The organism is uncultured Abyssibacter sp., from assembly GCF_964000955.1.
Classification (GTDB): domain Bacteria; phylum Pseudomonadota; class Gammaproteobacteria; order Nevskiales; family OUC007; genus Abyssibacter.
The window spans coordinates 1-13993 of record NZ_CAXFCL010000341.1 but is presented as its reverse complement, the minus strand read 5'-3'; the positions used below and the strand labels follow the sequence as shown (position 1 = coordinate 13993).

Here is a 13993-nt window from a genome sequence, read left to right as displayed (position 1 = left end):
GCGGCGGCGAGGGCGACGGAGCCGGTGCTCAGCAGCAAGCCGGCCAGAAGAACGTGCTGTGGTGCCATGGCGACCTCAGGGGTGGGCAGTTCCGCCTAGACTAGGCCAGCCGCCACCGGACTGTCACGAAACGTCGAGCTTGCTTGCGGCCACCGGTGTGGCCGGCCCGACGTTCGCTCAATGACGGAAGTGGCGTCGCCCGGTCAGCATCATGGCGATGCCGTGTTCGTTGGCGGCACCGATGACCTCATCATCACGGATGGAGCCTCCGGGCTGGATGATCGCGCTCACGCCGGCTTCGGCCGCCGCGTCGATGCTGTCCCGGAACGGGAAGAACGCGTCCGAGGCCATCACCGCGCCGCGCACGGTCAGCTCGGCCCGCGCCGCCTTGTCCACACCCAGCCGGGCGCTGTCGACGCGGCTCATCTGCCCCGCGCCGATGCCGATGGTCCGCGCATTCTTTGCATAGACGATGGCGTTGGACTTGACGAAGCGCGCCACGGTCCAGGCGAATGCCAGATCGCGTCGCATGGTGGCGTCGGGCTGCAGTTCGGTCGCCACGGTCCAGGCGTCCTGCGTGCCGGCGCTGTCCATGCTTTGCACCAGCAGACCACCGGCGACGCGCTTGTAGTCCATCGCGGTGGTCGCGGAGGCGGCCTCACCCAGGGCGAGGGCGCGGACGTTCTTCTTTCGGGTCAGGACATCGGTGGCCGCGGCGGTGAACGCAGGGGCGGCGATGACTTCGACGAACTGGCGGTCGAGAATCGTCTCGATCAGCGGGGCATCCACGGCCTGGTTGAAGGCGATGATGCCGCCGAAGGCGGAGGTGCTGTCGGTCGCGTAGGCGGCCTCGTAGGCCTCCGCCAGCGACGCCGCGGTGGCGACACCGCATGGATTGGCATGCTTGACGATGACGCAGGCGGGAACCGCCGGATCGAAGGCCTGCACGCAGGCCACCGCCGCATCGCAGTCAGCGACATTGTTATAGGACAGCGGTTTGCCCTGAAGCTGTTGCGCCGTCGCCAGCGTGCCCGCGGGCGGGGTGCGCTCGCGGTAGAACGCCGCGAACTGGTGCGGGTTCTCGCCGTAGCGCATCGGCTGGACGCGCTCGAACTGGAGCGTCAGCGTGCCGGGCAGTTCGGCCTGCGCATCCTCGCCCGCGTCACGCGTCAGATAGGCGGTGATCGCGCCGTCGTAACCTGCGGTCAGCGCGAAGGCCTTCGCGGCCAGCTGGCGGCGCATGGCGATGTCGGGACCGCCGGATTCCAGCGAGTCGATCAGCGCCGGGTAGTCGGCGGGGTCGACGACCACCGCGACATGCGCATGGTTCTTCGCCGCCGCCCGCAGCATGGCTGGCCCGCCGATGTCGATGTTCTCGATGGCGTCGCCATCGGTGACATCGGGGCGGGCGATGGTTTGTTCGAAGGGGTAGAGGTTCAGCACCACCAGGTCAATGCCGTCAATCCCGTGCTCGGCCATGACGGCGTCGTCCTGGCCTCGACGGCCGAGAATGCCGCCATGGATTTTCGGGTGCAGTGTCTTGACGCGACCGTCCATGATTTCCGGAAAGCCGGTGACGTCCGAGACGTCGGTGACGGCAATGCCGGCATCGCGAATCGCCTTGGCGGTACCGCCAGTGCTGAGAATCTGAATGTCGCGCGCAGCCAGTGCCCGGGCGAGATCGACGATCCCGGTCTTGTCGGAAACACTGAGCAGGGCGCGCCGCACGAGCGTGGGCGCTGAGGTCATTGATGCAGTCCGTGAGCCTTGAGTTTCTTGCGCAGCGTGCCCCGGTTCAGTCCGAGTATTTCCGCGGCGCGTGACTGGTTGCCGTCCGAGTAGTTGAGTACCGCTTCGAGCAGGGGGGCTTCCACCTGGTCGAGCACGATCTGGTACAGGTCGCTGGGCGCGTGGCCATTGAGCTGTCCCAGGTAGTGGGACAGGCTCTCCGCGACGTGTTCACGCAGCGGTCGGAGGGGTACGGAGCCGTTTTTCATGGAGCCAGGGCGGTCGGGCGATTTCTCTGCGGACGGTGAATCATCGGAAGCGCAATGGTCTGCAAAGGCTGTGCCGAACTCCCTGCTCGGCACCGCAGAATCATTGCGGGAAAGACGGCGGATCATAGCGCTGCGAGTGGTGAGCGCAAGCGTGAGCCGGCCAGTGGTTTGTCGGCGCGGACTCGGGTCGGGGGAATGCCTAGGCAGGTCAGCGCCTTGGCGAAGATATGTCGATCTGACCTTGCAAGCGCGCCCAGCCATCGTGCACCGCACCAATGCGCATCTGCATGTATGGAGCGTACGCATCGACGACCGAGTCGACCTGCGATTCGAGCAGGCCGGCCAGCACCAGATACCCGCCGGGCTTCAGCTTGGCCACCAGTGCCGGGGCCAGCGTGATCAGCGGGGCGGCGAGGATGTTGGCCAGAACGATGTCGTAACGGACGTCGCTCGACGCGTCCGCCGGCAGGCAGGCGTGCACCTCCACGCCGTTGCGCGTCGCGTTGTCCCGCGTCGCGGTGACAGCCTGTGGGTCGATGTCCACGCCGTCCACACGGGCCGCGCCCAGCCGGGCTGCCGCCACGCCGAGCACGCCGGAGCCGCAGCCCATGTCGAGTACATCAAGGCCGCTGCAGTCGGTCGCGTCCAGCCAGCGCAGGCAGAGATCCGTGGTCGGATGCGTACCGGTTCCGAAGGCCAGGCCGGGGTCCAGATGCACCGCGATCGCGCCTGCCGGAATGTCGGCCTCTCGACCGGTGGGGCAGATCCACAGACGCTGACCGAACCGCATCGGGTGGTAGTGGTCCAGCCAGGCGCGCACCCACTGCCGGTCTTCCAGGCGCGATGCCGTCCACGGCCCCACGTCGGTTTCGGGGATTTGCGCGCGGACGCTGCGCAGCACCGCGTGTTCGTCGGCGTCGGCCCCGAACAGACCGGTGACGCAGGTGCTGGGCCAGGTCGGATGGGTGCCCAGTTCCGGTTCGAGGATCGGCACGTCGGCCGCGTCGGTCAGCGTCACCGCCAGCGCGCCGGCTTCCAGCAGCGCATCCTCCAGCGCCTCCGGGTCGGCGCCGGTGGCGGTGACTTCCAGCCAGCCCGCGCGCTGCCCGGAGGGGTCTAATCCAGCCACTGACGCAGCAGCGTTTCGAGGTGGTGAATATGTACACCGCCGGCGACGAAGCCGGGGTCGACCATGATCTGCTGGTGCAGCTCCAGGTTGGTCTGGATGCCCTCGACGACCATCTCCGACAGCGCCTGACGCATGCGCGCCAGCGCGGATTCCCGGGTATCGCCATGGGCGATCAGTTTGCCGACCATGGAGTCGTAATGCGGCGGCACGCGGTAGCCCGAGTACAGGTGCGAGTCGACGCGGATGCCGGGCCCGCCCGGCGGGTGGTACATGCGAATCTCGCCGGGCGAAGGCACGAATGAGCGCGGATGCTCCGCGTTGACGCGGCACTCGATGGCGTGACCGCGCATGCAGACATCGTCCTGGGTGAAGCCCAGCGGTTCCCCGGAGGCAACGCGCAGCTGGGCGCGGACCAGATCCACGCCGGACACCATCTCGGTGACCGGATGCTCCACCTGGATGCGGGTGTTCATCTCGATGAAGTAGAACGATCCGTTTTCGTAGAGGAACTCGAACGTGCCCGCGCCGCGATAGCCGATGCGCTTGCAGGCCTCGACGCAGAGGCTGCCGATTTCCTCACGCTGGGCCTCGGTGATTCCCGGGGCCGGACATTCCTCGACCACCTTCTGATGGCGTCGCTGCAGCGAGCAGTCACGCTCACCCAGGTGCACGACGTTGCCGTGGTTGTCGGCCAGGACCTGGAACTCGATATGGCGCGGCGTCTGCAGAAACTTCTCCAGGAACACGGCACCGTTGCCGAACGCCGCGGCCGCTTCCTGACGAGCCAGGTTCACCGACGAGATCAACGAGGCCTCGCTCTGCACGACATGCATGCCGCGGCCACCGCCGCCGGCCGCAGCCTTGATCAGCACCGGGTAGCCGACGCGCTGGGCGATCGCGCGGATCTGGTCCTCGTCGTCCGGCAGCACGCCATCGGAGCCGGGCACGCAGGGCACGCCGGCCGCCTTCATCTCGGCGATCGCGGCGGTCTTGTCGCCCATGATCCGGATCACGTCGGCGGTGGGGCCGACGAAAATGAAGCCGGAACGTTCCACCGATTCGGCGAAGTCGGCGTTCTCGGAGAGGAAGCCGTAGCCCGGGTGAATCGCGGTGCAGTTCGTCACCTCGGCGGCGCTCATGAGCGCGGCCATGTTCAGGTAGCTGCCCGTTGCGCTGGCCGGCCCGATGCACACTGCCTCGTCGGCCAGCAGCACGTGTTTGAGATCCCGGTCGGCCGCGGAATAGGCGGCCACCGGCTGAATGCCCAGCTCGCGGCACGCTCGCAGGATGCGCAGCGCGATTTCGCCGCGGTTGGCGATGAGGAGCTTCTCAATCATTACTCGATGACGAACAGCGGCTGATCAAACTCCACGGGCTGCTCGTTGTCGGCCAGCACTTCGCGTACCACGCCGGAACGATCGGCCTCGATCTGGTTCATCATCTTCATGGCCTCGATGATGCAAAGCGTCTGGCCCGCCTGAACCGTCTGCCCGACGTCGACAAAGGCCGGCGCGCTGGGTGAGGGCGAGCGGTAGAACGTGCCGACCATCGGGGCGCGCAGGACATGTCCGGAGACGGCGGGCTCGGCCGCGGGTGCGGCGGCTGCATCGGGCGTTGCGGCTGGCGCGGCCGGGGCCGAGGGCATGGCCGGCATCGGCGCCATGACCGGAGCGCCCTGGCTCGCGGCATAGCGACTGATGCGGACCGACTCCTCGCCTTCGGTGATCTCCAGTTCGGCGAGGTTGGACTCTTCCAACAACTCAATCAGTTTCTTGACCTTGCGAATATCCATGTCAGCCCTTGGGATTGGCGGTCGTCAATTGGGAGATGGCCGCGCGCAGGGCCAGGCTGTAGCCGATTGGCCCCAGCCCGGCGATCACGCCGACCGCGATGTCGGATAGAAAACTCGTGTGCCGAAACGACTCACGGGCGTGCACGTTCGACAGATGAATCTCGATGAACGGGATGTCGACGGCCAGCAGCGCATCGCGCAGCGCGATGCTGGTGTGCGTGAGCGCGGCGGGATTGATCAGGATGAAGTCGATGGCGTCCTGCCCGGCGGCATGGATGCGGTCGATCAGCTCACCTTCGTGGTTGCTCTGGAACGCCACCAGCGAGTGACCGGCATCACCGGCCTCGTCAATGAGCGACGCCTCCAGGCGATCCAGCGACTGGTCCCCGTAGATGCCGGGTTCGCGAGAACCCAGCAGGTTGAGATTCGGACCGTTGAGCAGCAACAGCGTGGCCACACGCATCCCCGAGCGGTTTGCATCGAGTGTGCCTGACCGGGTGAGGGATGTGAACCGTTTTCAGGAAGTTATAGGAAATTTCGCAGACAATCGCAGCAAATTTCCTACAACGTGGTGGGGCTACAGTCGCGACTCGATTTCTTGCCGGGTCACGGCCCCTTCGTGCCGCATCGCGACGGTTCCATCGGGGCGGATCATGACGTTGAACGGCAGGCCGCCGATCTGCGCGCCGTAGGCGTCCATGAGATCGAAACCCTCCGCGCCCTCAACGACCAGGACAGGGTAGTTCATCCCCATCCGCGCTGCATATTCTGCGACGCGAGCTCGATCGTCCAGTGCGATGCCGAGAATCTGCAACTGCTCGTCGCCGTACTGGTCCTGCAGTTCGATCAGTTCGGGAATCTCGTCGCGGCAGGGTGGACACCAGGTCGCCCAGAAGTTGATCAGCACGGTGCGGCCGGGGAAGTCGTCCGGCGTGACGGGTTCGCCGCCCAGGTTGGGGATGCTGAACGTGGGTAGCGCCGTCGGGCCATCGGGCGCACTGGCGGTGTTCGTGTCGGCCTGCAGCAGGCGTTGCAGCGCGAAGCCGCCGACGGCCGCGGCGACCGCGATCAGGATCAGGGGAATCCAGGTTTTCATCAGGGCGTCAGGGTGAAGCTTCGTTGCATGGGTGGATAGCACAGGCCGGCGTCGGCGCAGCCCTGGTAGCGCACGGTCAGCGTACCCCGGTCGGCAGCCGCCGGCAGCGTGACGAACAACTGATCCCGGTAGATGGAGACGTCACCAAAATGCTCGTCGTGGTAGGGCTCTCCCTCGGGAACGCCGACGGTCAGTTCGGCGCCGTTGATCGAGAAGCCGAGGGCGTGGCCGTAGAGATAGTAGCCGGGCGCGATCCGCCAGGAGACGGTCGCCTGTTCTCCGTCGCTCCAGACATCGGGGACGAAGGCCTCGTCGGCCGGCAGAAAATTCGTGGTCGCGGTGCCGAAGCTGTTCGCCGAGGCGAGCGTGCCGAACGCGGTCAGGACGAGGCTGAGCAGGAGTCGTGAACCCATTGGAGGTAGTCGGGCAGGCCGAGAGCGGATTCGACCGCGATGATTTCGGGGAGTTCGTAAGGATGCGTGCTTCGGATCGCGGTTTCCACCGACGCGTATGCCGCGCTGGTCGTCTTGATCCAGAGCAGCACCTCGTTGTCGGTCTCCACCTGGTCTTTCCAACGGTACACCGACACGACGGACGGCAGCAGGCTGACGCAGGCGGCGAGCCGGTCGCCGACCAGGCGCTGCGCGACAGCTTTCGCGCTGGGCTCGTCGGGGCAGGTGCAGAACACGATCAGGACAGGTGATTCGGACATGGTGACGGAAGAGGAGAGCATGCGGAGGGCTTCTGGCATACTACGCCGCCTTTCGACTGCCCACGAACCCGGAAACATGGATTTTCTGATCTCCGCGGCGCACGCCCAGCAGGGTGGTGCCTCCGCTCCCAACGCCTTCGTTCAACTGCTCCCGCTGGTCGGCCTGATCGTCCTGTTCTACTTCATGCTGATTCGTCCGCAGATGAAGCGGAACAAGGAACACAAGCAGCTGATCGCCAGCATCTCCAAGGGTGACGAAGTGATCACCGCGGGCGGCCTGACCGGTTCGGTCGCCGACCTGGGTGAGGAGTACGTCAAGCTGCAGGTCGCCGACGACGTGGTCATCACGGTGCAGCGCCAGTCGATCTCCAGCGTCCTGCCCAAGGGCTCGCTGAAGTCTCTTTGATGAACCAGAACAGCTTGTGGCGGTGGCTGCTGCTCGCCGCCGTTGTGCTCGTCGGCGTGCTTTACGCACTGCCCAACCTGTTCGGCGAAGACCCGGCCATCCAGATTTCCGCGGATTCCGGCGAGGTGCTGGATGACGGTTTCGTCTCGCGAGTGGAGGCAATCCTGTCGCGCGCCGACATCGAGCCAGTGTCCGTGGACATTGTCGACGGTCAGTTGCTGGCGCGCATGCCTGGCGACACGGCGCAGTTGACGGCCGCGGAGACGTTGCGCGAAGTGCTGGGTCGCGATTACGTGGTCGCGCTAAGTCTGGCGCCGCGCACGCCCGCCTGGCTGGTCGGGCTTGGTGCCGAGCCGATGTCGCTGGGGCTGGATCTCCGTGGCGGTGTGCACTTCCTGCTCGAGGTCGACGCGCAGTCGGTGCGCGAGACCGCGATGGAGCGGTACATGCAGGAAATTCCGGCATTCCTGCGGGCGCGCGACCTGCGCTACACCTCGCGCAAGATCGAGGACGGGCAACTGGTCATCGCGCTGCGTGACGCCGCCACGCTGGACAAGGCGCAAGCCGCGCTCTCCGGCGAGTATCGCGAGCTGTCGATCGGCGAAGCCAGCAACCAGAGCGACACGCTGACGGTGACGCTGACCGAAGAGGAAGAGCAGCGGATCCTGGATTTCGCGGTCAAGCAGAACCTGACCACGCTGCGTGGCCGGGTGAATCAGCTCGGCGTGGCCGAACCCGTGGTGCAGCGTCAGGGCGCCAGCCGCATTCTGGTGCAGCTTCCGGGCGTGCAGGACACGACCCGCATCAAGGACCTGATCGGTGCGACGGCAACGCTGGAATACCGCGCCGTGGCCCTTGAGGGCGACCCGGAGCGGGCCGCGCGCACGGGCATCGCGCCCGCCGGAACCCAGCTGTTCTACGAGCGCGGCACCGATCGTCCCTATCTGCTCAAGCGCGACATCATCGCCACCGGCAACGAACTGGTCGACGCCGCCGCGACGGTGGATCAGGAAAGTGGCAGCCCCGCCGTATCGGTGACACTGGATGGCCGCGCCGCCAAGCGCATGTTCGAGTTCACCGAGAAGAACGTCGGCAACCCGATGGCCGTGCTCTACAAGGAGACGATCATCACCACAACCTACGACGAGAACGGCGAGCCGCAGTTCGAGCGCGAAAAGGTCGAGGAGATCATCTCCGTGGCGACGATTCGTGGCGTGTTCGGCAAGCGGTTCCAGACCACCGGACTGACCAGCAAGGAAGCGCATGATCTGGCGCTGCTGCTGCGTGCCGGGGCGCTGGCCGCCCCGATTGCCATCGTCGAGGAACGGACCATCGGTCCCAGCCTGGGTCAGGACAACGTCGAGCAGGGCCGCAATGCCACCATTCTGGGGTTTGCGCTGGTCGTGCTGTTCATGGCGATCTACTACAAGGCCTTCGGCATGATCGCCAACGCCGCACTGCTGCTGAACGTCGTGCTGATCGTTGCCGTGCTGTCGATGCTGCAGGCCACGCTGACGCTGCCCGGCATCGCCGGCATGCTGTTGACGGTCGGCATGGCAGTGGATGCCAACGTGCTGATTTTTCAGCGTATCCGCGAGGAGCTGAAGGCCGGCGCCAAGCCGCAGGAAGCGATTGCCGGCGGTTATGACAAGGCATTCTCGACCATCGCCGACGCCAACATCACCACGCTGATCGCCGCGGTCGTGCTGTTCATCTTCGGCACCGGGCCGGTCAAGGGCTTCGCGGTCACGCTCTCCATCGGCATCGTTTCCTCGATGTTCACCGCGATCTTCGGAACCCGCGTGCTGGTCAACGCGCTGTTCGGCGGTCGTCGACTTTCCAAGCTCCCGATCTAAGCCATGAAATTTTTCAGCCAAACGCCGAATTTCGACTTCATGGCCCAGCGCAAGATTGCGCTGAGTATCTCCGTGATCCTGATCATCGCCTCGCTGTTTTCGCTGGCGACGCGCCAGTTGAATTTCGGCATCGACTTCACCGGTGGCGTGATCGTCGAGGTCGGTTACCCGGAGGCGGCGGACCTGGACACGATCCGCGGTCAGCTGTCGGACAACGGGTTCAACGACGCCATCGTGCAGTACTTCGGTGCGCGCAATGACGTGATGATCCGTCTCGCGCCGCGCGAGGAAGACAGCAGTGCCGATCTGTCCGGCGAGGTGCTCACCGCGCTGCGGGCCGATGGCGCCCAGCCGGATCTGCGCCGTGTCGAGTTCGTCGGCCCGCAGGTGGGCGAGGAGCTGACCGTGGACGGGTCGCTGGCGACGATCATCGCGCTGCTGCTGATCTTCGCCTACGTCTGGTTCCGGTTTCACTGGAAGTTCTCGGCCGGTGCAGTGGCCGCGCTGGCGCATGACGTTGTCATCACGCTGGGTTTCTTCTCGTTCCTGCACCTGGAATTCGATCTCACGGTGCTGGCGGCCGTGCTCGCCGTGATTGGCTACTCGCTCAACGACACCATCGTCGTGTTCGACCGCTGCCGCGAGAACTTTCGTCGCGCGGCGGCGGGCGATGCCAAGGCCACGATCAACCGCTCCGTCAACGAGAACCTGTCCCGAACGCTGGTCACCAGCCTGACCACGCTGCTCGCATTGATCGCGCTGCGTCTGATCGGTGGCGAGGTCATGGCGGGTTTCTCCACCGCGCTGATCGTAGGCGTCGTGGTGGGCACCTATTCGTCGGTTTACGTGGCCAGCCCGGTGTCCATCGCGCTGGGGGTCAGCCGTGACGACGTCATGCCGCCCACCGATGACGGGGATCGGCCTTCCGACGGCGCCGTGGTCTGATCGATCGCATGGCGGACTTCTGGGAAACGCAGGAACACGGCGCGTTTCGCGACCAGGTTCGTCGCTTCACCGAAGAACAGGTCGCGCCCCATCTCGATGCCTGGGAGTCGGCGGGCGAGCTGCCGCTGAGTCTGCATCGACAGGCCGCCGAAGCGGGCGTGCTGGGCGTCGGCTTCCCCGAGGCCTACGGTGGAATCGAGACGCCGGACGGCTTCTACGAGCTGATCGTCATCGACGAGCTCTGCCGTGCCGGCTCCGGCGGGTTGATCGCCTCGCTGCTGTCGCTGGGCATCGGTTTGCCGCCCATCGTCGCGCTGGGCAGCGAAGCGCTGAAACAGCGCGTGCTGCCGGACGTACTCGCCGGGCACAAGGTGTCGGCGCTGGCCATCACCGAGCCATCCGGCGGCTCCGACGTGGCGAACCTGAAGACCACGGCACGTCGCGATGGTGAGCACTACGTCATCAACGGCAGCAAGACGTTCATCACCAGTGGCCTGCGTGCCGACTGGCTGACGGTCGCGGTGCGTACCGGCGAACCCGGCATGGGGGGCATCTCGCTGCTCGCGGTACCGGGCGACGCACCCGGACTCAGCCGTACGGCACTGGACAAGATGGGCTGGCGCTGTTCGGACACGGCGACGCTTTACTTCGAGAACTGCCGTGTGCCCGCCGACTGCCTGATCGGGCAGGAGAACGCCGGCTTTCTCGGCATCATGCGCAATTTCAACAGCGAGCGTCTGGCGCTGGCCGCCCAGGCCGTGGGACTGGCGCAATGCGCCTATGAGGAGGCGCTGGAGTGGGCGCGACAGCGCGAGACCTTCGGACGGCCGCTGAGCCAGCGCCAGGTGGTGCGGCACAAGCTGGTGGACATGCTCACGGAGATCTCCGCGCAGCGGGCGCGTCTCCATGAGCTGGCGTGGCGCTGTGATCGGGGCGAGGCGCCCATCGCCGAACTGTGCATGCTGAAGAACGGGGCGACCGCCATGCTGGAGCGCGTGGCCGGGGAGGCCGTGCAGATTCTGGGCGGCGCCGGCTACCTGCGTGGTTGTCGCGCCGAGCGGATCTTCCGCGAGACCAAGGTGCTGTCGATCGGCGGTGGTGCCTCGGAAGTGATGAAGGACCTGGCCGCGCGCCAGCTGGGGCTGTAGCCGCTCATGACGCGCGGCGGTATCCTGGGTTTTCTGGCCGGCGGAGACCGGCAATTCTTGCGTCAGGGAGACACCATGCGACGGATCATCTTGCCGGGCCTTGTGGCCGCAGTTACCGGTGCGGCGACGGCACCCGCGGCCGCCGAAACCTCAATCGTCTACACCACGGTGGGCGTCAGCTACGCCCAGCTCGACTACGAGACCTCCGGCTCCGGCCTGGACCAGCCCGAGGCCATCGATCTGTCCGGCGATGCGGATGGCGTGACCGTTGACCTGTCGCTGGCCGTGCGCAAGTTCGGGCCGCTGGAGGGCGTGTTCATCGCTGGCCGCTACACCGATGGCGAATACGACGAGGGCGTCGGCGTGTCGGCCACCCGAGTCGGGCTGGGCAAGTACTTCATCGGTGAGGGCGGGGTCGGTCGACTGTCGTTCAATGGCCGGCTGAACTACGAGGAATTCACCTTCGGCGACAACGACGAGAGCACCGAGGACGGATATTCCATCACCGGCGAGCTGCGTGGTTACATCGACGAATACTGGGAGATCGGGGTCGGCGCGGGCTGGGTCGACCTCGGCGAGCCCCAGGGCTTTCGCGTGACGATCAGCACGGCCATCGAGTTGCCATTGCAGTTCTTCCTGACCGCGGAATGGGAAACCCAGTCGCTGAACCAGGACTTCGATCGCCGGACCAGCGACGATTTGCAGAACGATCAGTCCAACATCCGTGTCGGGCTGCGCAAGGACTTCAACCTGTTCTGAAGGCCGGACGGCCCGGCGGCGGCCTCAGGTCGATTTCTGCGTGCGCAGGTGGCGCATGATGGTGCCGCCCAGCGCCTCGTAGACCTTCGGGTTGCCAACGACGATATTGCCGGTGTCCATCGGTTCACCGCGGCCGGAGATATCGCCGATCATGCCGCCGGCCTCGCGCACCAGCACGATGCCGGCCGCCATGTCCCAGGGCTGCAACCCCAGTTCCCAGAAGCCGTCGAGCCGGCCCGCGGCGACGAACGCCAGATCCAGCGCGGCCGCACCGGCGCGGCGCACGCCGGCGGTTTTGCGCATGATCTCGGAGAACATGGCGATGTAGCCGTCGATATCCTGGTCCTCGCGGAACGGGAAACCAGTGCCGATCAGCGCGCCCTCCAGGCTGTTGGCACGGCTCACGCGGATGCGGCGGCCGTCCAGCGAAGCGCCGGCGCCGCGGGAGGCGGTGTAGAGCTCCTGCGAGAAGGGGTTGTAGACCACGCCGTGCTCCAGCCGGCCGCGGACCTGGATGCCGATGGACACCGCGAATTGCGGAAACTGGTGCAGGAAGTTGGTCGTGCCATCCAGCGGATCGATGATCCAGACGACCTCGTTGTCGCCGCTGGCGCCGGTTTCCTCGCCGAGGATGGCGTGGTTCGGGTTCGCCCGATGAATATGCTCGATAATACGAGCCTCGGCGGCGCGATCGACCTCGGTCACGAAATCATTGCGCTGCTTGCTGTGCACGCGCAATTCGTCCACGCGATCGTAGTGCCGCATGATGAGGTTGCCGGCCGAACGGGCGGCGCCAACTGCAATGTTTAGCAATGGGTGCATCGTTGTGTCTTGTAAAGAGCGGAACTCGACCCGGACATCGGGGGCGCTAGGCGGCGCGAGATTATCACGGGAATCACGATGCGCGATCTGACCGCCATCCGCATCGTGCTGGTCGGGACTACCGATTCGGGCAATATCGGCGCCGCCGCGCGGGCGATGAAAACCATGGGCCTGTCCGATCTGGCACTGGTCGGGCCGCGTGAGTTCCCCAGCGACAAGGCCACCGCGCGCGCCTCGGGTGCCACCGACGTGCTGGAGCGGGCGCTGGTGGTCGACCGGGTGGAGGATGCCATCGCCGACTGCAATCTGGTGCTCGGCGCCAGCGCGCGGCTGCGGGCGATCACGGTGCCGGCCGATACTCCGCGCGAGGCGGCGGACCGGATCGCGTCATTGCCAGGTTCGACCCGGATCTCGGTGCTGTTCGGCCGGGAGAAGACCGGGCTGACCAATGCCGAGCTGGACCTCTGCCAGCGGCTGATTCACGTGCCGGCCAATCCGGAATACAGCTCGCTGAATCTCGCGATGGCGGTGCAGGTCATGGCCTATGAGTTGCGGCAATGCCTGCTGGAACCGGCGGTCGAGGTCGCGGACGACGTCCCGCCCGCGACCCAGGCGGCGATGGATGGTCTGTTCGAGCACCTGGAACGGGCGTTGATTCACGTCCGCTATCTGGACCCGGACAATCCGCGGCAGTTGATGCGGCGGATGCGGCGCCTGTTCCATCGCGCCGAACCTGACGCCGATGAGGTCAACCTGCTGCGCGGCATTCTGACCAAGATCGAGCGCAGCACGCCGCCGACGCACGACTAGGTGCTGGTCCGCGCTGGCCGGGTCAGTCGTCCTTCTTGCCGTCGGATTTCAGGTTTTCCAGGGTTTCCTTGGCGCGCTGCTGGTCGGCCGGGTGCACGCCCTGGATGCCTTCGCCCTTCAGGCCCAGCGCTTCCAGCGTCTTGTCGGTGGCGGTCTTGCGCTCGTTGGCCCCGGTATCGAGCTCCGGCAGCTTCTCGCCGACCTTGTGGATCTGGCGCTCGGATTCGTACAACGGATCGGCCTCGCCTTCCACGGTGATCGGGTCCAGTTCCAGCGGCTCCTCCTCGTCTTCCACCGCGTTCGCGGCAACCGCGACGGCCGCGACGAGGCCGGAGACGAGCACAAGCTGCACGAGCCGGTGACGGCGGCGTATAATTCCTAGTAGTTCAGTCAGAATATCTGTCATGTTTCACCGTCTGCGCGAAGACATTCGAATCGTATTCGACCGGGATCCGGCCGCCCGCCATGCGCTGGAGGTGCTTACAGCGTACCCCGGCTTGCATGCCGTGTGGGGACATCGT

The 13993-nt window shown here is 65.9% G+C and carries 17 protein-coding genes and 1 pseudogene; 7 read left to right on the top strand and 11 right to left on the bottom strand.

Annotated elements, in window-relative coordinates; all coding sequences use genetic code 11:
- Window positions 1-177 precede the first annotated feature (177 nt).
- The 9 genes from purH to cutA all read right to left on the bottom strand — a co-directional run bounded on the left by purH (window position 178) and on the right by cutA (window position 6726).
- A complete protein-coding gene (purH, locus tag ABNS06_RS16655; protein ID WP_348675733.1) occupies window positions 178-1749 on the bottom strand; it encodes a bifunctional phosphoribosylaminoimidazolecarboxamide formyltransferase/IMP cyclohydrolase in 1572 nt (523 codons plus the stop codon).
- Entirely contained in the window at window positions 1746-1997 is a 252-nt protein-coding gene (gene fis / locus ABNS06_RS16650; protein WP_348675732.1) for a DNA-binding transcriptional regulator Fis, read from the bottom strand. Before fis ends, purH begins: the two co-directional genes overlap by 4 nt.
- A 208-nt stretch (window positions 1998-2205) precedes the next feature.
- Window positions 2206-3126 (bottom strand): 50S ribosomal protein L11 methyltransferase, encoded by a 921-nt coding sequence (prmA, locus tag ABNS06_RS16645; protein ID WP_348675731.1) that lies wholly within the window; start codon window positions 3124-3126, stop codon window positions 2206-2208.
- Window positions 3114-4463, bottom strand: coding sequence for an acetyl-CoA carboxylase biotin carboxylase subunit (gene accC, locus ABNS06_RS16640; protein ID WP_348675730.1), 1350 nt, complete (start codon window positions 4461-4463; stop codon window positions 3114-3116). The genes prmA and accC overlap by 13 nt, the downstream gene beginning before the upstream one ends.
- On the bottom strand, window positions 4463-4918 hold the full coding sequence (accB, locus tag ABNS06_RS16635; protein WP_348675729.1) for an acetyl-CoA carboxylase biotin carboxyl carrier protein: 456 nt from the start codon (window positions 4916-4918) through the stop codon (window positions 4463-4465). The genes accC and accB overlap by 1 nt, the downstream gene beginning before the upstream one ends.
- Before the next feature lies 1 nt (window position 4919).
- A complete protein-coding gene (gene aroQ, locus ABNS06_RS16630; protein ID WP_348675734.1) occupies window positions 4920-5375 on the bottom strand; it encodes a type II 3-dehydroquinate dehydratase in 456 nt (151 codons plus the stop codon).
- A gap of 120 nt (window positions 5376-5495) precedes the next feature.
- On the bottom strand, window positions 5496-6014 hold the full coding sequence (locus ABNS06_RS16625) for a TlpA disulfide reductase family protein (RefSeq protein ID WP_348675728.1): 519 nt from the start codon (window positions 6012-6014) through the stop codon (window positions 5496-5498).
- A complete protein-coding gene (locus ABNS06_RS16620; protein ID WP_348675727.1) occupies window positions 6014-6427 on the bottom strand; it encodes a protein-disulfide reductase DsbD domain-containing protein in 414 nt (137 codons plus the stop codon). The genes ABNS06_RS16625 and ABNS06_RS16620 overlap by 1 nt, the downstream gene beginning before the upstream one ends.
- Window positions 6394-6726: a divalent-cation tolerance protein CutA gene (gene cutA / locus ABNS06_RS16615; protein WP_348675726.1), complete on the bottom strand. Its 333-nt coding sequence runs from the start codon at window positions 6724-6726 to the stop codon at window positions 6394-6396. The genes ABNS06_RS16620 and cutA overlap by 34 nt, the downstream gene beginning before the upstream one ends.
- 76 nt (window positions 6727-6802) lie before the next feature.
- Between cutA and yajC the strand changes: the two genes are divergently transcribed.
- The 5 genes from yajC (at window position 6803) to ABNS06_RS16590 (ending at window position 11840) form a co-directional block, all read left to right on the top strand.
- Window positions 6803-7132, top strand: a complete 330-nt coding sequence (yajC, locus tag ABNS06_RS16610) for a preprotein translocase subunit YajC (RefSeq protein WP_348675725.1) — start codon at window positions 6803-6805, stop codon at window positions 7130-7132.
- Window positions 7132-8988 carry a protein translocase subunit SecD gene (gene secD / locus ABNS06_RS16605; protein ID WP_348675724.1) on the top strand — a complete coding sequence of 619 codons (1857 nt, stop codon included), beginning with the start codon at window positions 7132-7134 and terminating at the stop codon, window positions 8986-8988. The genes yajC and secD overlap by 1 nt, the downstream gene beginning before the upstream one ends.
- A 3-nt stretch (window positions 8989-8991) precedes the next feature.
- Complete coding sequence (gene secF, locus ABNS06_RS16600) at window positions 8992-9933, top strand: protein translocase subunit SecF (RefSeq protein WP_348675723.1); 942 nt, start codon at window positions 8992-8994, stop codon at window positions 9931-9933.
- An 8-nt stretch (window positions 9934-9941) separates the two neighbouring features.
- Entirely contained in the window at window positions 9942-11081 is a 1140-nt protein-coding gene (locus tag ABNS06_RS16595) for an acyl-CoA dehydrogenase family protein (protein WP_348675722.1), read from the top strand.
- A 75-nt stretch (window positions 11082-11156) separates the two neighbouring features.
- Window positions 11157-11840 (top strand): hypothetical protein, encoded by a 684-nt coding sequence (locus tag ABNS06_RS16590; RefSeq protein WP_348675721.1) that lies wholly within the window; start codon window positions 11157-11159, stop codon window positions 11838-11840.
- A 24-nt stretch (window positions 11841-11864) separates the two neighbouring features.
- Here the strand turns inward: ABNS06_RS16590 and ABNS06_RS16585 are convergent, their stop codons facing one another.
- On the bottom strand, window positions 11865-12662 hold the full coding sequence (locus ABNS06_RS16585) for an inositol monophosphatase family protein (protein ID WP_348675720.1): 798 nt from the start codon (window positions 12660-12662) through the stop codon (window positions 11865-11867).
- A 78-nt stretch (window positions 12663-12740) separates the two neighbouring features.
- Here ABNS06_RS16585 and ABNS06_RS16580 point away from each other — a divergent pair, with 78 nt between their 5' ends.
- Entirely contained in the window at window positions 12741-13472 is a 732-nt protein-coding gene (locus ABNS06_RS16580) for an RNA methyltransferase (protein WP_348675719.1), read from the top strand.
- A 22-nt stretch (window positions 13473-13494) separates the two neighbouring features.
- Here the strand turns inward: ABNS06_RS16580 and ABNS06_RS16575 are convergent, their stop codons facing one another.
- The gene (locus ABNS06_RS16575; protein WP_348675718.1) at window positions 13495-13824 is read right to left on the bottom strand and encodes a hypothetical protein; all 330 of its coding nucleotides are present in this window, start codon (window positions 13822-13824) and stop codon (window positions 13495-13497) included.
- Window positions 13825-13876: 52 nt separating this feature from the next.
- Between ABNS06_RS16575 and ABNS06_RS16570 the strand changes: the two are divergent.
- Window positions 13877-13993 (top strand): annotated as a pseudogene (locus tag ABNS06_RS16570) (serine O-acetyltransferase); the annotation flags it as partial.